18 protein-coding genes and 1 tRNA gene are annotated in these 24,349 nt (G+C 42.7%); 2 read left to right on the forward strand and 17 right to left on the reverse strand.

Translation table 11 applies throughout. The annotated features are described in order from the left end of the window. Window positions 1-245: 245 nt before the first annotated feature. From FXV91_RS00910 to FXV91_RS00940, 7 genes are all read right to left on the reverse strand, one after another. Window positions 246-1,469 (reverse strand): SufD family Fe-S cluster assembly protein, encoded by a 1,224-nt coding sequence (locus FXV91_RS00910; protein WP_229387419.1) that lies wholly within the window; start codon window positions 1,467-1,469, stop codon window positions 246-248. Further along, on the reverse strand, window positions 1,451-2,194 hold the full coding sequence (locus tag FXV91_RS00915) for an ABC transporter ATP-binding protein (protein WP_229387421.1): 744 nt from the start codon (window positions 2,192-2,194) through the stop codon (window positions 1,451-1,453). The genes FXV91_RS00910 and FXV91_RS00915 overlap by 19 nt, the downstream gene beginning before the upstream one ends. 458 nt (window positions 2,195-2,652) lie before the next feature. Continuing rightward, window positions 2,653-3,315 (reverse strand): MBL fold metallo-hydrolase, encoded by a 663-nt coding sequence (locus FXV91_RS00920; protein ID WP_229387423.1) that lies wholly within the window; start codon window positions 3,313-3,315, stop codon window positions 2,653-2,655. A 109-nt stretch (window positions 3,316-3,424) separates the two neighbouring features. Further along, on the reverse strand, window positions 3,425-4,399 hold the full coding sequence (locus FXV91_RS00925) for a DUF128 domain-containing protein (RefSeq protein ID WP_229387425.1): 975 nt from the start codon (window positions 4,397-4,399) through the stop codon (window positions 3,425-3,427). Between the two features lie 704 nt (window positions 4,400-5,103). Then, window positions 5,104-5,640, reverse strand: a complete 537-nt coding sequence (locus tag FXV91_RS00930; protein WP_229387427.1) for a hypothetical protein — start codon at window positions 5,638-5,640, stop codon at window positions 5,104-5,106. A 6-nt stretch (window positions 5,641-5,646) separates the two neighbouring features. After that, window positions 5,647-6,321 (reverse strand): undecaprenyl diphosphate synthase family protein, encoded by a 675-nt coding sequence (locus FXV91_RS00935; RefSeq protein WP_229387429.1) that lies wholly within the window; start codon window positions 6,319-6,321, stop codon window positions 5,647-5,649. A 114-nt stretch (window positions 6,322-6,435) separates the two neighbouring features. Further along, entirely contained in the window at window positions 6,436-7,620 is a 1,185-nt protein-coding gene (locus tag FXV91_RS00940) for a redox-regulated ATPase YchF (RefSeq protein WP_229387431.1), read from the reverse strand. A gap of 171 nt (window positions 7,621-7,791) precedes the next feature. On the opposite strand from FXV91_RS00940, the gene FXV91_RS00945 reads away from it, so the two are divergent. Together FXV91_RS00945 and FXV91_RS00950 are read left to right on the forward strand one after the other, a co-directional pair. Beyond that, window positions 7,792-7,863: transfer RNA gene (locus tag FXV91_RS00945), tRNA-Arg, on the forward strand. Between the two features lie 265 nt (window positions 7,864-8,128). Continuing rightward, the gene (locus FXV91_RS00950) at window positions 8,129-8,563 is read left to right on the forward strand and encodes a cell surface lipoprotein (RefSeq protein ID WP_229387433.1); all 435 of its coding nucleotides are present in this window, start codon (window positions 8,129-8,131) and stop codon (window positions 8,561-8,563) included. A 351-nt stretch (window positions 8,564-8,914) separates the two neighbouring features. Here the strand turns inward: FXV91_RS00950 and FXV91_RS00955 are convergent, their stop codons facing one another. From FXV91_RS00955 to FXV91_RS01000, 10 genes are all read right to left on the reverse strand, one after another. Then, entirely contained in the window at window positions 8,915-9,703 is a 789-nt protein-coding gene (locus tag FXV91_RS00955; RefSeq protein WP_229387435.1) for a winged helix-turn-helix domain-containing protein, read from the reverse strand. Between the two features lie 375 nt (window positions 9,704-10,078). Then, window positions 10,079-10,864, reverse strand: a complete 786-nt coding sequence (locus FXV91_RS00960; RefSeq protein WP_229387437.1) for a winged helix-turn-helix domain-containing protein — start codon at window positions 10,862-10,864, stop codon at window positions 10,079-10,081. A 148-nt stretch (window positions 10,865-11,012) separates the two neighbouring features. Beyond that, complete coding sequence (locus FXV91_RS00965; RefSeq protein ID WP_229387439.1) at window positions 11,013-12,941, reverse strand: hydantoinase/oxoprolinase family protein; 1,929 nt, start codon at window positions 12,939-12,941, stop codon at window positions 11,013-11,015. Window positions 12,942-13,096: 155 nt separating this feature from the next. Beyond that, window positions 13,097-15,109 (reverse strand): hydantoinase/oxoprolinase family protein, encoded by a 2,013-nt coding sequence (locus FXV91_RS00970; protein WP_229387441.1) that lies wholly within the window; start codon window positions 15,107-15,109, stop codon window positions 13,097-13,099. Between the two features lie 691 nt (window positions 15,110-15,800). Next, window positions 15,801-16,769, reverse strand: a complete 969-nt coding sequence (locus tag FXV91_RS00975; RefSeq protein WP_229387443.1) for a cation diffusion facilitator family transporter — start codon at window positions 16,767-16,769, stop codon at window positions 15,801-15,803. Between the two features lie 375 nt (window positions 16,770-17,144). Beyond that, window positions 17,145-17,729: an acetate uptake transporter gene (locus FXV91_RS00980; RefSeq protein WP_229387445.1), complete on the reverse strand. Its 585-nt coding sequence runs from the start codon at window positions 17,727-17,729 to the stop codon at window positions 17,145-17,147. A gap of 52 nt (window positions 17,730-17,781) precedes the next feature. Next, on the reverse strand, window positions 17,782-19,167 hold the full coding sequence (mtaB, locus tag FXV91_RS00985) for a methanol--corrinoid protein co-methyltransferase MtaB (protein ID WP_229387447.1): 1,386 nt from the start codon (window positions 19,165-19,167) through the stop codon (window positions 17,782-17,784). Between the two features lie 12 nt (window positions 19,168-19,179). After that, window positions 19,180-19,956, reverse strand: a complete 777-nt coding sequence (mtaC, locus tag FXV91_RS00990) for a methanol--corrinoid protein MtaC (RefSeq protein WP_229387449.1) — start codon at window positions 19,954-19,956, stop codon at window positions 19,180-19,182. Window positions 19,957-21,032: 1,076 nt separating this feature from the next. Then, window positions 21,033-22,100 carry a GTP-binding protein gene (locus FXV91_RS00995; protein ID WP_229387451.1) on the reverse strand — a complete coding sequence of 356 codons (1,068 nt, stop codon included), beginning with the start codon at window positions 22,098-22,100 and terminating at the stop codon, window positions 21,033-21,035. A gap of 622 nt (window positions 22,101-22,722) precedes the next feature. Beyond that, on the reverse strand, window positions 22,723-24,330 hold the full coding sequence (locus FXV91_RS01000) for a TCP-1/cpn60 chaperonin family protein (protein ID WP_229387453.1): 1,608 nt from the start codon (window positions 24,328-24,330) through the stop codon (window positions 22,723-22,725). Between the last annotated feature and the right edge of the window lie 19 nt (window positions 24,331-24,349).

Genomic DNA, 24,349 nt, shown 5'->3' on the forward strand with positions numbered 1-24,349 from the left:
CCTGATTTTAAATATGCTTTCGGCTCATTAAAATCTACATATACTCCACAAGATGCCGGCAGGTTTCTCCTTTTCCCCTGCCGGATCCACACACCCTTTTTTTCTATTAAACTATACCTGACCGGAAAAACCTGCCTTCTTCTCCATGTCTCTCCCATAGGCTCTCCACTTCCCCTTTTGAAGGCAGGTTTTTTCCGGATAGCAGCTTGTCGAGGGAAACATTGCAGTTTCCCCGCCTATCTGACTTACATTCCGAAAGCTGTCTGTGTAATTGTGTTTTCTATTTCGTTCTTTAACTCTTCCGGGATTCCCCTTATCCCAACGTCCAGAAAACCCCTTATAATCATTCCGACGGCTTCTTCTTCGGTAAGCCCTCTTGCCATCAGATACTCGACCTGGTCTTTGGCAATTTTTCCTACGGCTGCTTCATGAGTAAGCTCGATGTCATCCACATTTGCCTCAAGGATAGGAATTGCGAGCTGGCTCCCTTTGTCAGTAAGGACAAGCCCTTTACATTCAAGGTGCCCTTTTGCGCCCTTTGCATTGCCTATCATCTCACCTCGTGCAATCAGCCTCCCACCGATGGTAATCGTTCTCGAAATTAGTTCGGCTCTCGTTCCAGGGGCATTGAAAATGGCCCTGCTTCCGAGGTCAAGTACGGAGCCTGGGTGCGCAATTGCTATGGTATTGAGCCTGGTTACTGCTCCCTTACCTTCGAGCCTGACAGTCGGGTATGTCTGTACGGAGCGTACGGGTTTCAGGCAAATGTAATTGCTTACGTAAGTCCCTCCTTCTTCCACATGGACAACTGTCCTCGGGCGGACTCCGATCTGTTCAGCCCAGTTGTGGATCATTGTGAAATTCAGGGTGGCACCTTTCTTTACGTACATCTCGGAAATCCCCATATGCAGCCCCTCCTCCACTCCTTTTTTGGAGGTACAGCCTGTGATTATGTCAAGACTTGCTCCTTCCTCGACGATTATAATATTATGCACTGTTTGGGATACCTTTTTGCTTCCCAGCATAAGGCAGGTCTGGACAGGCATGGCGGATTTCTTTCCAGCAGGCACCCGGATAAAGTAGCCGTCCGCATCTTCAAGGTAGGTCTTTGCAGTGTACTTGTCAGCGTCCACCTGCACCAGTTTCCAGGAGTAATCTTTGAGCCACTCATATTTTTCCATGGCTTTATGCGTGGACATTAGTTCCACATTCTCATCTTTCAGTGAAGAATGCGAGACTGCATTATCCAGTACCAGAAAACTGCCTGATCTGCCCTCTTCGCTCGGGATCACCCCTACCTGAAGCAGGGTCCTTTTGCTTTCCTCGTCAAGAGTCCGGAGGTCTTCAATAGGCTTGCTGACCTTGGAGCCTTCTTCATATTTTTCCAGTTCAAAATCCTCTCCGTAAGCCGCTTTTTTCTCAGTTGCGCTTTCAGCTCTCTTTTTAAGGCTCATTTCATCAGTCTGCATGTAATACACTCCTGGTACCCTTTGTTTTTTATTTCTTCCAGCATTTTCAGGGGGTTTCCTGAGCACATGACCGTCCCGTTACAGAGAATATATCCTCTATCTGCCTGTATATAATCCAGGACCTGGCCTGTGTGGGTAATAATAAGGGCTGATTTTCCCTTTTTGCACCTTTCTCCAGGGCAGTCTATCCCTATGTCGAGCAGTCCTTTTATTGTCAATCCTACCTGTTCTATGCTTACAAGGTCTACTCCGGACTCGGGTTCGTCCAGCAGGTAGAGGCTTGGGTCCTGGGCTGCAAGCTGCAGAAGCTCGGAGCGTTTGATTTCCCCTCCTGAAAAGCCCACATTTACGTCCCTGTCCAGGAAGCGGTTCATATCAAGGTTTTCGGCAAGTTTTTCAGGGTCCTTTTTTCCTTTCGATGCTACTTTTACAAGGTCCCTCAGTTTAATTCCTGACATATCCGGCGGGCGCTGCATCATGATACCCAGCCCACGGCGGGCTCTTTCATCTACTGGAAGATTTGTAATATCTTCTCCATTGAACAGTATACTGCCTTTCACAATCCTGTACTCGCTAAAGCCCATGATTGTCCTCATGAGGGCTGACTTTCCGGCTCCGTTTGGTCCGAAAAGCACGTTTGTATACCCTTTTTCAACTTCGAGGTTCACGTCATGAAGCAAAGTTTTTCCGTTGACCTCTACAGTCAGGTCTTCTATCTTCAGCATCGATGTTTCTCCCTTAATCTCATTTTAGATACGGTTTCCCCTGTTTCTTTCTCCGTATCCGAGAAGTAGCCGTTCGAAGTGCGCCTTTTTAATATACTATAATATGTAATTTCTATTATGTACGGCAGAAATAATAGCAAAGATCAGAGTATTCTGGCAATTCTATCTGATCTCCGGTTATCTGCACAAGTTCCTTTATTCTTGTTGGAGGACATTGTATTTCTAACCATATGTTCCTAAATGTCTCCGTGACCTCTTTTAAAATTGAAGGGTTAAGTTAAGGGCTATCTAATATAGAAAACAAAAACTGAAATCACTATAGGACTGAACGAAAGTAATTTCTCTTAAGCAGAAATGATTTTTTGAAACGAGAGTAGCTACTTGAAACGAAAGTAGCTGTTTAAAACAAAAATAACGATTTGAAATAGAATATTTTTCGGAAAAGGAGCGTGTCACTCTTAATGGAGTTCAAAGCGCATGCCAGCCCGAGTTTCCGTATATTTTGAGGGAAAAGCGCTCTTTATTTTTTCTTTATGAGCCGTGCAGTGTCCGGCTGCTATCAGTTCCATCTCTTTAAGCCTCTCAAACTTCTCGCTATTATGAAGCCCTCCAATAATTCCTTTAATATTCCCATGAAAAAGAGCAGCATCCATGATTGCATCAATGCCCGGGTGAGCGCAGCCTGTAAGCACATAGGACCCGTTTTCTGTGTCAAGGACAAGAGACTGTTCTTTTATTTTATCTCCCAGTTCTCCTGTGCTCCAGATCCCATCAGATATTTTTATTGCTTCCTTTATCTCTACAAGGTCAGCCCTCTTCTTAATTTCCCTTTTGAGATTCTCTGAAAAGGATGAAGGAACATATACCGTGAGTCCGGGATTTGCGCAAAGGATCTCGGGTAGACCGCCTATATGGTCCCAGTGCTGATGGGAAAGGACCAGTTTATCTATACAGGCAGGACCAATTCCAGTTTTCTCCATATGCTTCAGTAGCAGAGTCCCATCCCATCCGGTGTCGAATAGAAGGGTTTCTCTGCCTGTTTCAAGTAGAGCCGAAAATCCCCAGCTTCCTGTGAAACCAGGGCATGCTTCGTTGTCATATAGTATTGTCAGCCTGAGCATCTCCCCATCTCACGTTTTCGGCATTTTTGATTATCTTTCTATACGTAGCCGGTTTATATTCCCCGGTTTGTATTTCCCGGTTCGTATTACCCGGTTCGTATTACCCGGTTTATATTTCTGACATTGTTCGGTAATCCAGTACAGTGGAAATCGGGTTTGTTTCAATTTCAATTCCTGTTTCCTCAAGGGCACAGATCCCGTTAATTCCTCCCACTACTGCAACTCCGAACTTTCCGGTTTCAACCGGGGCTCCAAGTAAAAATTCGTCAATTTCTCCTGTAGTAATGCAGCCTGCCAGACCCACTTTTTCTGCCCTTTTCAAAATCTCTCCTGTCATATCATAAGCAGAGGCATTTATCTGCCGCATATTGGCAAGAATTTTTCCTTCCCCTTTCTCAAGTACTTCAAGAACTGATGTAGGAGCCCTATTCATAAAAATCTTTATAGGGTCAATAGACGTTCCGCTGTAGGAGATCAGGTCAAGAAAACGTGCCGGTTTTCTGTTTTCTATCTGGAGTATTCCTCCATAGGCGGGCTCTACCGGGACGCCTGCTTTCAGGAGAAGCCCATCAAAAGTGACACTGCACACCGTAGCAATTCCTATTTTCCCCGAGGGAAGGGGTATTTCAGGGTCGGAGCCTTCTTCAAAGATTCTTACTCTCGGGCTTATCATATATCCTGAATGGGCCGTATAAGAAATCAAATTTATAACAGTTTCAAAGTCGTCCTTATCAAAATAAGAGATATTTACTACGACGTCGCCTTTGTCTGTTTCGGGGTTATATGTGGTCCTGAACGCCATCTCTTCGATTCTGGATATTACAAAGCCAAAACGGTCACCTATAAGGGCATCATTCATTTCGCTTTCTCCAAGATCCGTAAGCGTACGCCCGGCATATCCATGTTTGTGTGTAAACCCTCTCTCATCTAGGATCCTCAGGTGGTAGCGGACAGCCCTCTCTCCTATATCATAGCCCCGGTTGTTCAGTTCGTCGGCTATGGCCCGGGCACCTATAGGTTTGTCACTTTCGTGAATCACCCTCATGATTTCAATGAGTTTTCTCTCTATTTGCGGATCCATCATGTTTATAACACCGTTATACCCTGTATTAATTTCGTAAACTTTATGGATAATCGTGATAAAACCACAAAGACCACAAATTGAATATTGTGAGTGGTCTCAATGAGTAAACTAAGTGGTTTCAGTAGAGTTTTAATAAGCAGTTTCCGGGACGTCTCTACGAGTTTTACAGGAAGTTCCGGATCAATAATTATTTTTGAATCTAATTTGCTATTTCTCGACAGCACAAAACGGATTCAGTCCTGCTTTTAAATACTCAATTATAGTAAATCTTTTCGTACTTAATATAAGTTTGTCTTATTTAGCTTCATAATTACTGTTGCTGAGAACTTGGAAATGAGAACTTTCCTGATAACAAAATGTCCTTTAGTAACCTTTTATTATTTTCTTAGCAACTTTTTATTAACTTTTTATTAACTTTTTATTAACTTTTTATTAACTTTTTATTAACTTTTTCTTTTTTTCTTTTATTACATCGCAGGTCATTTAAAGTGGCAGCCAGTTAGAATGACAATTTTAATAGGTAAATTTACGAATAATAAATTCCTGGCACAAGACTATCAATAATAAATTATCAGTAATGAACCATCAGTAACAAATTCCTGGAAAGAGATATCACTAATAAGTTCTAATAGAAATTTTCAATAATAATCATCACACTGTTTATAATCAATTAATTATTGATTAACCGGTCAGACTACTTATAGTTATATCATTTTTACAACCCCAGGTTCTGGAGAGTAAAGTTCTCCTGTTTCCAGGAGTTTCTTCATAATTGTCTCGAATCTTTCCTCACTTACCCCTTTCTCCAGAGCTCTTTCACGAAGCTCTTCGATTTTCATTTTTCCATCTGAAGCTTTAAGGATTTCACTCAGAATTGATTTCTGGTCTTTTTTAGCTGCTGTACTTCCAGAAGAAGTTCCGGACACTGGAAGTTGAGCTATTTTTTTTGTGGCTTGACCTCCGGAGCCTGAGCTTTCGGTTTCTTTCGGAAAGGTTTTCAGGGAAAAAGTTTCTTTTCCTTTTCCGGAAAGTTCAGCCTGAAGATGGGCCCTGAAGTCCACAGCTTCGGATAACTTTTCGAAAGAACCGAATATTCTGAGTTTCCGCGCCTGAAGAAGGGCTCCACAGTGCTGACATCTAAGAGTTTTCTTTCCGGTTTCGGTTATCTGGGCATGCTGCCTGCATTTAGGGCATACAATAATAACATAACGCAAATTTCCGGTTTTTTCTCCAAACTCCATCTTCTCTCACTTTCCGTACCTTCTCTGCCTTTTTTGGAAATCTCTTATCACTCTCAGAAGGTCTATTCTTCTCACATCGTTCCAGTTGACGTCCGTAAAATACAGTTCCGAATATACGGACTGCCAGACAAGGAAATCCGAAAGCTTCTGACCGCCCGAACGGATCATTATGTCAGGTTCATGCTTGACAAGAAGGTGTGATTCAAGCATTTTTTCGTCTACTTCTCCAGGTCTGGTATGCCCCGCCTTAACCTCCTCAAGAATAGAAATTACAGCCCTGGTTATTTCTCCTCTTCCTCCGAAACCAAGTGATACATATACAAAAAAATCCCTGCTCTGCCGGCTACTTTTTACTTCACCTTCAAGTCCATATATTTCATAGCCTGTCCCGGAAGGGAGGTCTATGAAATATTCTTCCAGCCTGGCTCCAAGTGTCGATGCAATCTCGGTTTTCACCGACTGGTCAGCCTTAAGAATGTCCACATAGATGCTTACGAGTTCTACCTTAAACCTTCTGAACGTAAGGATCGCAGTCAGGAGCTTTTCAATTCCTTTGTGTTCAAGGAGGTCGGTTTCCTTGAGTATGATAGCTACATGCACCGGGGTCTTTGTAGTTGATCTCGTTATTTGCCAGGCCAGGTACCTCTCATAAAGAGGATGACCAAATAAAAGCAGGTCCATTGAGTGTTCCTTCTACAAAAAGCCTTAAATGGCCCGGGATTTGTTTTTCATTTTTCATCTCAAGCTTCAGGTCTTTCCCGTATATGTAGTCTTTTCGGCTTGTTTTACCGCAGGTTACTTTGCAGTAGATACAATCTTAATTACATCCCCATTTTTCAGTTCGTGCTTTTCCCCAAGCCTGAGTCTTGTTCTTGCATCCACCGCATAGAGGAACCGATCTCCGATCTCGGTATGGATCTGGTATGCAAGGTCACGGCAGGTGGACCCTCTTTTCATAAGATAAGCATCAGGAAGCATATTCCCTACTTTGTCGGACCATTTTCCTTCATCTTCTACAGGATATACCACAATAAGGTCCAGAAGCTCGAAGACAGTCCTGTTTATACACTCCTGAATACCGGTGGTGCCAAGCCGTTCAATTACTTTATGGATAGCTTCAAGACCTTTCTTCTGGGCTTTTGTAAGTTCCTCTGTAAGCACCTCGAAGTTGCTGTCTCCTGGCACATACCCGATTATCCCGCTCTTTGCCGCTGATTTCAAAGCCAGTTCGGCTGCTGCACTGGTAGGTACTACTATCCTGTCAAGTTCTCTTAGTTTATCCAGGTTTTCTCTTGGGGCAATATCTGCCTTATTTGCAGCGATAAGCAGGGGTTTGCTGACCTCTCTCATAGTATCACAGAGCCGGATCATATCCTCTTCAGTCCATTTAATATGATCTGTCCTTGCAAGCCCTGTGTCCATTAAGGCAGCACTTACGTGAGATTCCTTTATTCCTGCTCCTGCAAGCTGCTCTGAAATTACTACTTCAAGCTTGAGCCCTTCTGCCTGGATCTTTCTGGAAAGCTTCACCCAATTTCTTTCCAGAATCCCATAGAGCCACATTGTAATTTCCCTGTTCAGGAAAACCACATCTTCAAGTGGATCATGGTCTCCTACTTCTACAGGATTGCCCTCACAGTCTGTCCCGCCTGAGGCATCTACAACGTGAACTATTGCCTGGGCCTGCCTGAGTTCATCCAGGAACGTATTTCCAAGCCCTCTCCCTTTGCATGCGTCCGGTACAAGCCCTGCAACGTCTATAATGTCAATAGGAACAAGCCTGACTCCGTCCGCGCACTTCCCGCACGTTTTTTCCTTCTCCTTACATGGGCACTCAGTCCGAACATATGTGACGCCGTGGTTGGCATTGATAGTTGTGAAAGGATAATTTGCAATTTCGACATCTGCAAGGGTAGCCGCTTTAAAGAAAGTGGATTTGCCCGCATTGGGCTTTCCTGCAAGGCCTATGGTCATTGACATAAATTATAAAAACGAACTTGTTGCATTTAATCTTTATTGATATTGAAGCCGTGGAAATAGGTTTTTTTACGCACTTTTCAGAGAAAACAGAAAGATGCATTGCAGGTTCAGCTATTTTTTCAGTAACAAAGTTTATATTCTAGAATGTGCTTATCAGTGGTGCTCGCTTGCGTCCCGATAGGGTAGTGGATATCCTTGAGGCCTGCGGAGCCTTAGACCTGAGTTCAAGTCTCAGTCGGGACGTAAACTTTTAATTTTGATTATTCTTAGATCATTTATTTCAGATTCATTGTGTCTTTATCTTTACGGTTTTTTATATCCTGCTTTTCCCTTACTATCTTTTGTACCAGATCTTTTGATTTCAAAGCTCTAGAATTCTTTTATTTTCTGTTTAACTTCTATTTTTATCTCTTATTTCTTCTGTTTTTCTCACCAATCTCTTAAATCTATCAAAAAGATAATGAATATAAATTAACTTATTAATAAAGACTAAAAGATGGTGATATTCATGAAAGGGAAAATTCTGGTTTTACTTCTGGTATTTGTGTTCTTACTTGCCTCAGGTTGTTCTGAGGACGGAGCGGAGCCTGTGACCGAAGAGTCCAATGATTCAGAAGCCGCCACAGCTGAACCGCAAGAAAATGTACCGCAGGAAAATGTTGCTTCAGGATCTGGAGAAAATCATATTATCTACCTTGAGTACTATAATGCAACAACGCAATCAGTAACACGTTCAGAACTGGATATTTCGGCAGGAGATACAGTCTCCTGGTGGAGTAAGAAAAGGCAGGGAGCTTATGTCCTGGTAAGCGAAGAAGATCTCTTTCCGGATCAGGAACTGGCTTACAGAGTCCCTTACAGCTATACCTTTACCAGTCCGGGGACTTACCTTTTCACTGTAAAAGACACTCCGGAAATGAATGTTACAATCAGAGTGAACTGAAAAACTTTTTTTCTCCTTTTTTTAAAAGGACTGTTAAAAGGGCTGTTTTTTTCTGCGTATATCTAACTTCTGCGTGGTCGGGCAGAGTTTCAGGGTTAACCAGTAATAAAAAAGATCGGAATGACCCATACTATCCGTTTACAGATCAAAGTCTCAGGCTCTTTATGAACGCCTGCAAAAAAAGGCATTACGGGATATTGTAATAATGCTCTTTTAGAAAAAGTAAATCTCGACTGCTTGCAGGGAAAGCACCCTTTAAAAGCCAATCTGTTTAAGAGCTAATATATTTAAGAGTTATTTTCAACCTAAAATTTTAATAGAAGGAAGAATTTAATAGAGGAAAGATTTCTTTCAAACCCTTGTAATAGGCCTTGCCACGCCTTTATAATGATCAAAAAGTTCTTTTCCCCATTTAAGTGCGCTTTCATCAAAACTTACCAGGTTATGGTTGTAATAGATCCCGCTATTGCAAAAGAGGGACAGAGCCATAAATTTCTCTGTAACTATGCTTGATGCGATTTTCATATTGTTGTTATTGCATACATACAATTTGGTGTATTTTAAATTCAGGAAGTGTTCAAGCTCTTTTTTGTAGTCGTTGAGCATCCTGTCATAGACGTACTCTGTGAATACAAGGGTAATATCCGTTCCCTTTGCGGCAAGTTCTATACAGAGAGAAGGATAGATCGGAAGGAAAAATGAAGATGAGATCATTACCTTCTCGGATTCGGAAAGGTGCTTAACAACTTCTTTTGGGTACTCGAACACATGGTTCCGGTCAGGGTTTACTTCAATATAATCTCCAAGCTTTCCTATGCTGTCCAGAAACTCAGGAGGAATTGATGTCATATCCTGATTTATCCAGTAATCGTGGTTTTTATCGAAAACATTAAAAGTTTCGAGAATTGCTTTCATCTTGGGGACAAGAATCTCTCCGATACTGGAAAGTTTGTAAAGCCTGTTAGTTTCAATAATTAAATCCTGCTTCACCAGGATCTTTATCTGGGTCATTATCGGGCTTGAGCGTACATCGAGTGTGTTTTTAATCTCTTCGATAGTCTTGGGCCCGTCCAGAAGCAACAGAAGGAGGTTTTTCCTTTTTTCTGAAAGAAAGAGAACATCCAGTAATGATGACTCCATCTGATTCCCTCTCTTATTTTTTCATCCTGTTATATCTAACATTGTATATATCTCTATACCAGAAGTTTATACACTTCTTTACCTTTCTCCCTGCCATTATCATTTATGGAAAAGGTACTTACAGGTTAATAACTGTAGGGACATTCTTAAAATTGCCATTTTTTGCGTAACAAACTACTACTATAAGATATATAATTATTTTTCATTTTTTTATTTCGAATGCCCTCTCATTCTTGGCTTTTATCCGACAAAACTCTTACTCCAGCAAAACTTTTACTTATACACTTTCATATACCTGATAACTAAAACATCATTTATATTTAAAATCAGTCGGAAGGTTCATCTGTACCTTTTCTCTTTTACACCATTTTTAAGTTATATCTTATTTACCAGTTTGGAAAGTCTCTTGAAATAATCAAACAATTCCTGGCCCCACCGCAGGGCAGCAGGTTCAAAACTCATAATAAATTGCTGGTCGAACTTTCCATTTCTATCAAAGAGCCCAAGGAGCATTATTTTTTCAGTCACTGTAATTTCGGATATTTTTATTCCCTCTTTTGAGATATAAAGGCTCACATTATCCATGCCCATTAGCTCTTTTATCATCTCTGAGTGCTCGTTTGAGAGATGGTCCCAGACAGACTGCGTAAAATTAAGAGAGAGTTCAGCATCTTTTCTGCCAAGCTCAACGTAAAGAGGCAGATAGGCAGGGTTGAAATAAGAAGCAAAAGTCGAAGCTATTTTTGCATTGGCCATACTGTCAATGATCTTCTGGGAAGGTTCATAAATGTGGTTCAGGTCCGGCTCTATCAGGGTGCAGTCTCCAAGCTCCGAGATTCTTTCAAGAAGATGGCGGGGGATTGAATTCAGGTCATGCCCTGTCCAGTAACAGTTGTTTTTTTCCACTACCTCAAGGGCACTGATCAGCGGCTTTACCTTTTTGATTATGAACTCTCCAAGTACCGTGAGCTTATACATCCGGTCTTCCTGGACGATGAGATCACTATCTATCAATTTCTTTATCTGGGGAAGGATTGACGTGGCAGTAACATCCAGTTCATCCCTGATTTCATCAATATTTTTTGAGCCGCTATCCAGCAGTATAAGAAGGTTTTTTCTTTTATCGGAGCGGAAAACAAGATCAATAAGTGAAGATTCCATCTCTTCCTACTTCCTGCAGTATAATATGCTGCGATATGCTGCCGGTCCTTCTTTCCGGCAGTCTGGTTCCTTGGTCGCTCTTTTTCAAATTCAGAAATTCTCCGGCATTTTTTAAAACTACATATTTCTGGGGATACAACTATAGATTTCAGTCTATTGAAAAACCAGGAGTACAGACTCCTACAAAAATCATCTTTGTCTCCATTGGCGTCTGCTTCCATCCCGAGGGGACGAGATACTCTATGCTGGTATCTATCTTTATTGAACTTTCCGGAAGCCCAAAGTCCTTCATCGAATCCAGGATCATTTCTTCCCCAGCTTTTTGAGAGTATTCTACTGCAGCCCTGTACTGCTCGAATTTTTTTCTTCCAGCCGGGGTAAATACAAGGAAATTCTGATCCGGGTTTTCCATCGAATAAGGCTTGATGGTTATCTCGATTCTTTTTATTCCTTTTCCTACAAGAGCTCCGACAGCATTTCCTACTCTTGCCTGCTCGGGGACAATAATTTCCGCATCAATGAGAGCCTTCAGTTCTCCATAGTAAGCTTTTACCGGCCCTCCCAGCAGAACGATGGGAATATTCACTTTGTACTGGACAGGAACTTCTTCTTCCAGCATCATCTTTATTCCATCTTTTCCCCTGCCTTCCATTATAAAAGACATCAGGCTATAGGCCATATTTCTGGCGACCTGCTGCTTTACTTTTTTACAGAAAGCATGCACTCCCATCTGGGTAAAGCGAGAGAGTTTTCTGGCTCCTATCTGGGCAGTCTCTACATCCCATTCTGTATATTCCCCCAGCACGTGCAGGGCATCGGTGGGTGTAAAGCCTATAGCCTGGATTACCCTCTGGTTGAGCAAGGAATCAAGGACTGCAGGAGAAGGAAAACGCTTCATTTTATTTAGTATCTCGTGGATCGAAAGAGGTTCATCTCCTATAAATTCCAGCAGTTTTTTCTCACTCTCGGTGGGGTTGATGGGTGTCACCCCAGTCCTGACAAAAAACTTGGTGGGCTGAAGATGCTCATTAAGCATGGTTCTCAAAGGTATGGGATTTTTCTCGAGTTTGTCTTTGAAGTTAGGGTATTTTACCGCAGCAAAACATAGAGGCATAACTCTTCTTGGTCCTATCCTTATGCATTTCTTGAACCATACGTGGCTATCTCCTCCGTTCGCGGAGCTTTCCATTTTTATAGCTTTTACGCGTGTCTGCCAGCCCCCAACAATTGCCCCTTTCTCGCAGAGATCAGGAACTCCGTTTTTAATTATGGAGACATCCGTGCTTGTTCCTCCAACATCAATTACGGCGCATGTATCAAGCCCTGAAAGGTGTGAAGCTCCCATAATACTTGCAGCGGGGCCTGAGAATATAGTTTCAATCGGGCGCAGTTTAGCTCCTTTTATATCTATAACCGAGCCATCACATTTTAACATCAGAACTTTCGCATCAAGATTTCTTTCTTTCACTTCAGCCATGATAGAATGGATAAACTGGTAGGTTATGGGAATTAGCTGGGCATTTAAGACTGCCGTAGCTGCTCTTTCGTAAGCTCCCAATTCCTGGGAAAGTTCATGCCCGCAGACTACAGGATGCCCTGTAAGTTTGAGGATTACGTCCTTTATCCTCAGCTCATGCTCCGGGTTTCTGGTACTGAAATAAGAAGAAACGGCAAATGCAGATACTTTCTTTTTAAGGCTTACTGCAAACTGTTCTACAGCAGTGAGGTCAAGAGGGTGGAGTTCGTCACCGTTGCTGTCATGTCCCCCTTTAACTGTAATACTGTAGTCGGCTGGCAGTTCCCTTGGAATGGTATAGTCCCCTACAAGGATCAGGCCAACAGGATATCCGGTTCTTTCCAGAATCGTATTTGTCGAGAGAGTTGTGGAAACCGACACGAGTTTTACTTGCTTGAGATATTCCGGGTTCAACTTATTGATTGCGTTTCGAATTCCGGTCATCAGGTTTGGATAGGTGGTAACCGCTTTGCTGGTATCAAGGATCCTGCTGTCCGAATCCCTTAAAATAACAGCGTCAGTATATGTTCCACCTGCATCAATACCCAGACTATATTGCATGTCAAAACAGCCCCATTTTTTATTCCATTTTAGGCAACCTATATCTTTTTTTAGCTGTACTAATCCCTTTTTAGCCGGATTTATAAAGTTATGTTTCAAGATATATATTTTTACTTATAATGTGCAGCAATTTCTATTTTTTACTATCCTTTCTTTCAGGCTGTCATGCTATTCCTGGGAACTCCTACTCCTACATAAACAAGTTTTGTTTCGAGAGGCACATCTGTCCAGCCACTGGGTGCCAGGTGTTTCCTGCTGACATCTATCCTTATATCCTCTTTTTCGAGACCTGCACTGATCATATAATTCATAACAAGCTGTCTCCCGAGTTTTTCAGCATACTCCAGAGCTTCACTGTATACTTCAAATTTTTTCCTTTCCGATGGAGAAAACACAATGAATTCATTTTTCTTTTCCTGCTGAAGCGCACCTTCTATTACTTCGCTCTCCGGCGCTATGCAGTGCTCTTCGCCTTCGGGAGTTTCTTCCCTGGACTTGGGAACAAGCCTTGTTTTTATAAGAATCTCTACCCTTTTAATTCCTTTTCCAACAAGGGCTCCAACCGCATTACCAACATCAGCGTGTTCTGGCACTATAAACTCGGCACTAATCAACCTTCTCAGGTTTTCAACGTATGCCCCTACAGGTCCTCCTAGAAGGACGACAGGAATTTCTACTCTGAAGCGCGTAAAGTTTTTCCCCTTAAGTACCCTGTCAATCTCGCCTCTGGGCATTCCCTCTATTAGATATGCGATAAGGTCTTCGGCAATGTTGCGCGCAACCCTGCGCTTTACTTCGGCGCTGAAAGCTTCCGGGTTTAGTTTCAGTGGCCTCCCAAGTATATAAGCCCCGATCCTTGCAGCTTCCACATCCCATTCTGTATATTCCCCAAGGACATGCAGGGCATCGGTAGGTGTAAAACCTATAGCCTGGATTAACCTCTTCTGTATAAGTGAATCGAGTATTGAAGGCGAGGGGCGTTTTTTCAGTGCTATGAGAAGGTCTCCAAAGGAAACAGGTTCTTTTCCTATATACCTGTAGATCTCACGTTCTCCTGCTTTCAGTTCAATAGGCCTGAAACCTGTCCTGACAAAAAATTTCGTTACCTGGATGTTTTCACAGAGATAACCTTTTGCTACTCTGTTATGTTTGAGCTTTTCTCTGAATTCGGGATATATAGCAGAAGCTCTGCAGAGAGGAATGACCCGGCGGGGTCCTACGTTGATCCTGTCGCCCTTTAGCCATACATGGCTATCTCCCCCGGTTGCCGAGGTTTCCATACGGATAGCTTTTACACGGGTTTGCCAGCCTCCGACTACCGCACCTGAACTGCTGAGTTGCGGGAGCCCGTTCTGCATCATCGCTACATCCGTACTTGTGCCTCCAACATCAATGACAGCGCATGTGTCAAGCCTGCTGAGGTGGGAGGCACCCACAAGACTTGCTGCAGGCCCTGAAAATATAGTTTCAATAGGCTTTTCCAGAGCTTCTTCGATTCCAACAACCGACCCATCGCATTTTAGCATCAACATGTTTGCGCTGATTCCACGGCTTTCGAATTCTTTAATTATTGACTGGATGAACTTATGGGTGATAGGAATCAACTGAGCATTCAGAAAAGCAGTTATTGCCCTTTCGTAGGCTCCAAGGTCCTGAGAAAGCTCATGCCCGCAAACAACCGGGTGCTTGGTAAGTTCCTTTACAGTTTTCTTGACGGCAAGCTCATGCTCGGGATTTCGGTTGCTGAAATACGAAGAGACTGCAAAAGCAGAAACTTTATCCTGAACTTTGAGTGCGAATTCTTTTACCGAATCAAGGTCCAGGTCTTTTAATTCTTCTCCATCACTGTTATGCCCGCCTGAGACTGCTACCCAGTAATCTGTGGGGAGTTTCTCAGGGATTACATAGTCTCCGACCATGATCAGGCCTACCGGGAACCCTGTGCTTTCCAGAATCGTATTTGTAGACAGTGTAGTGGATACGGATACGAGCTTTATATCCCCGAGATAGTCGGGATTCAGCCTGTCGATTGCATTTTTCATTCCAGGCAGGGGGTCAGGGTAGGTCGTCAGGGCTTTGCTCGACTCAACTACTACTCCATCAGAATCCCTTACGATAACGGCATCAGTATAGGTGCCCCCTGCATCGATTCCAAGACTGAAGTGCATTTTCTTACTTACCTCTTTTGTGAATTGGATAGTGGCTTCTTCAGGTTTTCTGAAAATTATCGGTTTCTGGTATTATACTATTAGCAACCTGATCATTTAACAACCTGGCCAGGTTTCGGACTCTGACTTATAAATTTTTAGATTCCGGTATTGGTTAAAGCCTGTTATTATATAATTAAAGTCTGAATAGATGTTAAAGATGTAGTAGCTAAGTGGATATCTAATCTGGATGTTGTTAAATATGTAGTAGCAGTAACTAAACGAATATCCGATGAACCTGAGTAATTAACTATTTTTTTAAATCCTGAAAAATCCGTCTGGATTTTTCTGATCCATATCCGAGTAACAGTTAATTAATTGAGTAAGAATTAATTGAGTAAGGCTAAAAGTCGTCATCAGTGGTTATTCATTAGTTAATTTCTAATTAAGGTTTCTTCATAACTGATTTTAGTTATAAGTTATTTTTAGTTATAAGTTATTTTTAGCTATAACCTCTTTTAACTTAAACAACTTTTAAATTGCAACCTTATCTGTTAAAATCGAAGGCGTGACAGGTTAACTAACGAATGCTATTCTTTCGTTTTGCTTTACAAGTTATTTCTCTATTATATTATTTCTCTATTATATTATTTTTTTATTATTTTATTTTTTTGGATTTATAATTCTTTTGCTGGTTTTTATCATTGTTCGTTTATGACACTGTCTTCTGTCTTCCTTCCTCAGAAACTCTTATTTTTTTCTGAAAAGAACAGTTTCTCTCAAAGGCAGGTTCTGCTTTTATAAGGGTGTATATCCCTTGCCCATAGGCTGTTTTCAGTCTCTCTTCTACAAGGTCCGCAATCTCTACAACTTCCTGGATATTTAGGGAGTTATTTACAGTTATACAGGCATTGATTGCAATCTCGTTTCCGATCCTCCTCGTTTTAAGCTCGTCGGAACCTATTACTCCTTCAGTTCTGTTTATTATCTCCCTTATCTTCCGGTTATTTTCTTCATCAAGGGAAGCTTCTATGAGTTCGTTGGCAGTGCCGTAGAGGAGCCTGCCCGATGTCCCGAGGAGGTACAGGCTTAAAAGTACTGCAATAAAAGAATCAGCTATAGCGTAATTTTTTCCGGGGAGGAATGTACATCCTATGCCCAGAGTAACAAAACAGGAAAGAAAGAAACCTCTGATATGAGTACTTCTACTGTAAGAGTCAATTTCTGATAAAACTCCTTCAGTTTGGCTCCCGATTTTCCTGTTAATAAGAGGAACAATTTCTTTTGATATAAGGATAAAAGCAGCTGTGAGGAGCGTAAACATTTCAGGGGTTTCTGTCTCTCTCCCCTGCACAAACATAAGTAGCTCTCCTGATGCCAGAGTAAATGATTGTACGCCAGCAAAAAGGAGCACACATGCCCCTGCTCCCATAAAGAGAGTTACAACTTTTCCATGTCCGTAATTATGGCTCCAGTCTTCGGGTTTGCTGGCAATAAAATGGTCAAGAAGCTTTACAAGTTCATTCATTAACTCGGAAAAAGAACGGACCGCATCTGCGAGAAGTGCAGTGCTGTTTCCCAGCAGTCCGGCAAATAGTTTAAAAAGAGTTATCGTAAGACTAAATAAGAGTCCTGTATACGATATGTTCCGGGTTTTATTCAAATTTTTGTCCGCTTCCATCCGAAACTCACCGTTAATGATTTTTAAATCCTCCTTCGTAAAAGGAGCCCATTTGACCGGGTTTAAAAGAGAGTACTTGATTATCTAAATTACTCTGAAAATTTAGTAAGAATCCCGAAGACCTACATTTCCCTAACGCGGTACATGACTCAGCATTTTAAGCCACTGAGATCAATAGATATTGGAGAGGGTGAGTATTTTGAAAACACAGATAATACATCTGTGTTTTCAAGGGTTGGGAATATTTTCGGGCTTTCTATCCTGTTTTTGCCCTGCCGTTTTTATGGGTTTTGTAGGTCTTCGAGGTTGGTGTAGGTTTTCCTCAGATTCCGTTTTTCTTTTTACTGAGGGTGTAATGCTGTCATTACTTTATCTTCAGAGTGGAGCAATTGTCTTTCCATGGACTTCATTCATAACCATGGCAAGAGCCGTGTATAAAGATCCAAGGCCCATAATAAGTCCAACATATCCGGCCACTACAAGCAGCCCGGTATTCCCGGTTGCGTTTACAACGGCCAGCAGCATAAATAATATAAATAAAGTTACAAATACAAACTGAAGGGCTCTGACTCCGATTTTCATTGTAATGATTAACATAACAAAGGTGTACACACCCCAGGTGAAGAGATATGCGGCCATAGCGATTCCAGAAGAGGCTTCAGCCCAGCCCATTGCAGGCATTACGATCAGTCCGGCCAGTGAGAACCAGAAAAGGCCGAATGCTGAGAATGCAGTTCCTGCAAAAACATCTCCTTTCTTCCAGCACATGATTCCTGCAAACACCTGGGCAAATCCTCCCAGGAATATTGCCATGGAGACAATCATTGACTCCACAGGGTATACCCCTATGTAGCTCAGACTCAACAGAACTGCAGCGAGACCCAGGCCGGTAAAGCCAAGAGGGGCAGCATTTGCAGTTTTGTCGACTATTATGGTAGAAGTTCCTACGTTTTCGCTCATGATTATTCCCCTGAAGCCATTTTTTAAAAAATTAAAAAAAGAAGTTTAGGGCTTAGAGCCCGTAGTTTTCAGGTCTGAAAACTGCAACTTCCTGTTTGAATTTGGTCAGGTTTTCGCTCATGAACTTGTCAGCATCATCGGTAAGGGCTACAAGGTCTGCTTTAACCTTTGCAAGAGCATTGGTTTCGAACCTTGTGAGTTTGAGCTTGCCGGAGTTGATGCCTGTTTCTACAATGTTACAGCACTCAATTGCAGCATTCTTGGAACGGAGGTAGTTGTTGTTTCCGTCCTTTGCAATTGCCTGTCCTACCTTGTAGGCGTTGTCATAGGCGAGGACATATCCCTGTGGGTCTCTGTATTTGTCAGAGAGTGCGAGGATGTCCCTGAGGTCCTTTCCTTTTCCGAGTTTCAGAGAGGTGTTCATCATTGCACAGTCGTATGCAAGAGTCTCGGACCAGCACTGAACAGTGGTACCACCGAATTCACCGTGGTATTCGACGGATTCGTTGGACCAGAGGTCACAGCACTGCATGGTCAGGTTACCCATAAGGTCAGAGTGGGCACAGGTTGAGGTCTTACCTTCCTGAGCAATTGGGACACCAGAGATGGATTTTATGATGGTGTTTTCGTATCCACAGTCCTTTCCTGGGCCAGTTGCGCCTGATTCGTATGCACAGAGGGACCTTGCTGCAGAGATTGCCCTTGCAACGATTGCGGTTGTGTGGGCAAGGTTCTTGTCAAGCAGGCCGCCTGCGATGAACATTGCAGTGTTTGCCTGGGCACAGTCTGTGTCACCGGCTGCAACTACACCGTTCTTCTTTGCAATGTCTGCAATATCGGACCAGATCATTTCCATGTCCATACTGCCGAGCACACCGATACCGAAGAGGATACCTGCAGTGTCGTTCCTGAGGATGGAGTAGTCGAATACTTCCTTACCACCCATGCTCTCTACGGAAAGCAGGTCAGCACCGTTCTGGGCACACTGTTCGAATGCTTCCATAAAGGTGGTGTACTTGTCTCCTCTGAGCTGGAGGTAGTCACGGTCTTCACGGATGTCACCGATTGTGTGGCGGAGTGCGCACTTTATGCCGTATTCATCGTGGTATTCTTCCATGATGGTCTTCTGGGCGTGTGCAACAGCGCCTCCCCATTCAGGGTTATTGGACATCTGTTCAACGTGTTCAGTTTCGAGGACTATGGAAGGTGCACCGATCTGGACCATTCTTGCCATTGCGTCGGTAGTAATCCTTTCGTATTCCTTAACGAGTTTGTCTTTAGATTTGCCTGCCTGAGGTCTCGGGGCGTAGTTCAGTTCAGGGGTTGTGAAACCAGCACCAATCTCAAGGCCAAGCCCTGCCTTTACTGGGAATTTTGCGTTCCCGAAAAGCATGTCATCTGCTTTAGCGTAAGCCATTGAAGTGTATTTTTTTACCATTTTGCTCCCTCCTTAGTGCTTGTGGAATTCTGCTCTTAACTTCTCAATGTCGTTACCGCTGGCAATGATTGCATCAGCAATCTTCACAGCGTCTGAAGCTTCTTCACCATAAACTCCAAGGTCATACTGAGCAACGAAGTCCTGGTTCACAGCACCGCCACCACATGCAAAGGGCAGTTTTAATCCCTTTTCAAGGAGCTTGTCATTGATTTCCTTGAATGCATACATAGTGGTTGTCATGAGAGCAGTACCTGTAAGCAGGATTGGCTTCTCTTTTACAACAGCTTCAATGACTTCGTCAACAGGGACATCTCTGCCCAGGTCAGTTACGTCATAGCCGGCTGCTCTCAGGAGGGCAGCAACAATGTTCTTTCCGATGTCGTGAACGTCTCCTTCTGCAACGTGGCAGACAACAGTTCCCTTTGGTTCAGGTACTTCTGTGGTCTGGGACTTGCAGTATTCAATACCATTCAGCATGGCATCGGCAGACATCATAACGTTGGGGAGGAAAATGATACCGTCATCGTAGAGCTTGGATACAACACCCATGCCTACCATCAGTGCATCATTGATAAGGTCGATTGGCTTCTTGCCTGCAGCAATTGCGGCTTTGAGTCCGTCAACCACGTCGTCTTCTTCTCCCTCATAGATTGACTTTGCAATCGGGTAGATGAGTTCGTCCTTCGGGTAAAGCTCTTCTGCTGCTTCGTCAGGGGTCATTTCCTTTTCGAGGGCGACGTTGTAGCGTACTAATATGCCATCGATGTCTTCCAGTTTCAAATCCAACATATTTTAACCTCCATTTAATGAAGAGATCTCAGATTGCTCAGATCCTCGATCTTGCAAGTTGCATCTTCCTGAATTCTCAGGTATTTCTTCCGAAATACTATCTGAACAATGCAAATGAATTCGAAAACCTCCAGATCGAATTCTTTCCATTGTGGGGGGTATGGATAACCTCTTGATGGTGTACTGGTTGCACAAAAGTGCCGAATTACAGGCCGTTTCATGTTTTTCAGGCTCCTTAGGAATATTATTGATTTCCTGGGTTTCAGGATTTCCAATTTATATTTCAAGGTGCCAGTAGACCTTTTCTTCCCAGTTAACTTATGAAAGGTGTACTCCCTTTACTATTCGGGAATTCACTTGCAGATGACAGTTGGATTTCCTGGAATATACCTTCATCTGTGCTAATTTTTGCGCAGCTGTAATTTTATAATCCTCACTACGTTTTTCTCCGCAAATGATTTTATAAAAAAGAATTGTTTTTTTGTTCCCATTGATCTAATCAATGACATCAAAATTTATAGAGCAATTATTCTCTTTTCAGGGATATTCTTTACTGCGGATATTGATTAAATATAGGTTTTTATTTGAGCTATGGAGGTTAACAAGTGGATTTGTTTTATCTGGAATCTTCAATAAGGAAAAATGCGCTGCATTGAAACCTCTCCTTGAAATTATACAAGTAAGGTTAACACACCTAATTGTTTTTCCCCGTTTTTCAGAAATTTTATTTTCTTTCTAATATATAATATGAATTTTTTAAGTTCAGGTTTTTTAATTCTCCCTGAATCTGATCAAATTCTATTTTTTATCTTTTTTCCGCTATTTTTTAAAATGTGGGCGGACTTTTTCCCTGGTGACTTATTGCATCTCTGCTTTTAATTTCTTCTTATGACTACTTATGAAAGATTTTCTATATATTTATTTCCGTCCCAAAGCCAGGTTACTCTGGAAACTGAAAGGCCACTTTACCTCTTAAATTAGAGGTCTTTTTCGGGCAAGGGTCGAGGACAGTTTTATCCTATATAAGGTTTTTGTATGTCCGGTCATGGCTTTCCTGAACCGGAAACATATTTCCTTCAACAGTTTCTCTGCTTAAAGGGATTTATTTTTGCATGACTGTATCCGTGACCGTTTTTTCCCACATTTATATATGAAAGCTGCCTATCATTCAGCTGTCCACTTACCGTTGTATCCACAGTTTCGATAAGTTCTTCCCTGGATACGGATGTTACCGCAGAGAGTACCTTTACCCTTGATCTGTAATTGCCTTCTTTTTTAAGGATTTCAATCTCGGGTTTGTCATGTGCTGAAGTCACACTTCCCTTTACAAAGTTTTCTTTGTGTGCAAAGGAAAGTTTGATGTGCCCTATAAATTCAGGGTTCAGCTGTGTTACTCTATTTCTTATGCCGTCCAGGATCTGCCCGGAAACAGAGACAACCGTTTCAAGAGATATGTCATGTGAAGTAATTTCGAACTCGGTTGAGTAAGCTGAAACTCCGGACATCTCAACTGAGTTTCTCGCTTCGTGAATTGTTTTACTCTGGCTGTCTCTTCCTATCAGACAGAATAGTTTGTCCAGGTCTTCTCCTCCCTGCCTGGCTGAGAAATGAACTATCCTTGCTTTCGGGTTCAATTTGCGTAGAAGCAGGCACGTTTCCAGAAGTTTTTCAGGTCCTATGAGATCGACTTTGTTGATGCCCAGAACCTCGGCATCTTCTATCTGATTTCTAACAAAATTCTGCAGATCTCCCGCATCAGGGCTCAGGCGGCCGGGATCCACGAGGCTTACTATTGGAGCAAAGTTGATCTCTGGAATATGCATGCTCTGTATATTGCTTTTGATCTGCCTTGGAAAGGCTATCCCTGTAGGCTCTATTATAATAGTATCCGGACGGTAAGAAGTTATAAGGCTTTTAAGGGTGTACTCCATACTGATCCTGAGAGTGCAGCAAACGCACCCGCTTGTAATTTCTCTGGTTTCCACTCCCCCTTTCGAGATGGTGTCCCCGTCTATCCCTATCTCTCCTATTTCGTTGACGATAATTGCTGTTCTCTGCCCCTGTGCTCCAAGATATTCGACAAGCTTTCTTATTGTTGTCGTTTTTCCGCTTCCAAGGAATCCTCCGATTATCATGCACTTCATGGCTCGCCACCTTCCTCAAGACTTCAATTAAGGATTGAACTTATTGAGCATTGATTGAATATTGATTGAACATTCATTATTACTGGAATATTGTCTGTACTGTCAGCAGTGCTATTGTCCTGACAGTGTAGTCATCCTGACTGCTGTACTGATCAGGAAAGGAGTACTGCCCACTTTTCTACCTGGAGGGATTTCAGCAGCAATTGGGGCGTACAGATTCTGCTTCAGGTTTCAAGTCTTTTCTTTAAACCCTTAAAAATGGCAAAAGAGTCTGAGAAGTACTTTTTACCTGATTTTTCCATGTCCTGATACTCTTTCTGCGAGGTGAATCGAGGTTTAGAGTATCGAGCGTTTTCCTTTCCCTTTTCTGGCTAGCAAGTCTTCGGTAAATGGCAAATCCGGAGTTTGTCGCTTGCCAGAAATTTTTCTGGATACAGGTTCCCTCCAGGAAAGGTATATTTAAATGGCAAATACATACCTTTCCTGAAAGAGTATTGCAGGTCTAACTTACTTTTCAGTTAATATGACAACAATGCTCATGGAGAGGGAGTAGCACTGTCATCAGCGTGATTTTTTGAACCTTCCCGGCTCCCTTGTTCTTTATTATATTTTATTGTCCGGCTTATTTCTTCGGGACTATCTCGTCTATCCTGAGGACACTCCTTGCTGTTTCCGTGCCTGCGATGATGGCGAGTTTCTTTAATGTTGCCGAATCGTATACTTTCGGCCCCTTATCAGTTACCYTTCGTGAGAGGTCTATTCTTGCTTCTATYCCTCTTGCATATGAATTCTTCATCTGCGCCATTGCATCWATTKCATTCATTCCCATATTTCTGGCAAGAATAGTCGGGATCTTTTCGAGGGCTTCTGCATACGCCTGAACTGCAAGCTGTCTTTTTCCGGTCTGTGTTGCCGCAAACAGCCTGACCATGTGCGCCAGTTCAAATTCTATTGCTCCTCCCCCGTTTACTATCCCTTTGTTCTTCAGGAGGAATGCCGCATTATTCAGGGCATCGTCAACTGCTTCTTCTACCTTRTCAAGCCCGTACTTTACAGGTTCCCATATTAAGATAGTGGCTACTGCTTTATCTTTCACGGCGATGAAAACAAAGTTTTCCCCGTTTTTCTTTTCAAGCCTTATGCTGTCTGCTTTTCCGAGGTCGTAGGGGTGAATCTCATCTTGCAGGACTTTCAGGGTTGTGCCTGTAGCCTCCGCAAGTTTTTCGAGGTCTTTCGCTTTCAGCTTCTTGAAAGCCAGCATATCACTGTCCCGGAGCAGCGTTTCGATGTAAGGGTCGATATCTCCTTCGCAGAAGAGGACATCTGCTCCCGAATCAATGATTTTTCTGGCTATTTCGCCGCACATTTGTTTTTTTCTTTCCTCAAAAAGAAGCGTTGTTTTAACCGTATCCATTTTGAGGTTATGTTGGGGATTTAAGTATCCGCTTTTTATCTTGAGGTCGTAATTTATTATCAGGACTGCAGGGTTCTGGAAATTTTTCGGCATATCCTCTCTTGCCGGATTTTCATCAAGGATCAGGCCTTCAAGRGCAACRATCTCAGGTCCGCCTTTCTTTTTGAGGATTTTGATGTTTYTGTTAAGGTCCAGCCTTCCAGCCTGTTTTTCGTTAAGGTGCTTTATAACCTGAAGGACGATAYCCGTAACAGCTTCTGCTTGATGCTTTTCAATTCCTTTTCCTGTTGCCGAGCACATTATAGTTGTGCGTACATCTTCTTCCGATGCCTGCTTTATGCTGTACTGCAGCATCTCATACGTTTTTTGCATGGCAAGCTCGTAACCTTCTATAATGATTGTCGGGTGTACTCCTGCCCTTATTAGTCTGACAGCGTTTTTAATGAGGTTGCTTGCAAAAATCACGGCTGTTTTTGTGCCGTCTCCGCAGGCTTTGTCCATGGATTCGGCAAGCTTTTTAAAGGAAGTTACGACCGGGTGAAGTAYATCYATTTCTTTTAAGATGACTTTCCCGTCGCTCGTAACGAAAATRTCCCCCACGGGGTTTACTATTATCTTGTTCATCCCTTTYGGCCCCAGGGATGAACCAAGCAGCTCGTCAATCTCTATGGCTGCCCTTTCAAGCTGGTCTATGAGCCCTTCTTCTTTTACCGGCTCGTCAATCTGGATCTTATCTCTTATCGTCCGTGCCAGTTTTGCCATTCCGTCCTGGCTTTCCAGGGTCGTGCTGCCTGATGTTTTTAATTCGCTTGCCATATCCTTTCCTCATTCGCTA

The sequence above is a fragment of the Methanosarcina sp. DH2 genome, from assembly GCF_020804225.1.
GTDB lineage: Archaea > Halobacteriota > Methanosarcinia > Methanosarcinales > Methanosarcinaceae > Methanosarcina.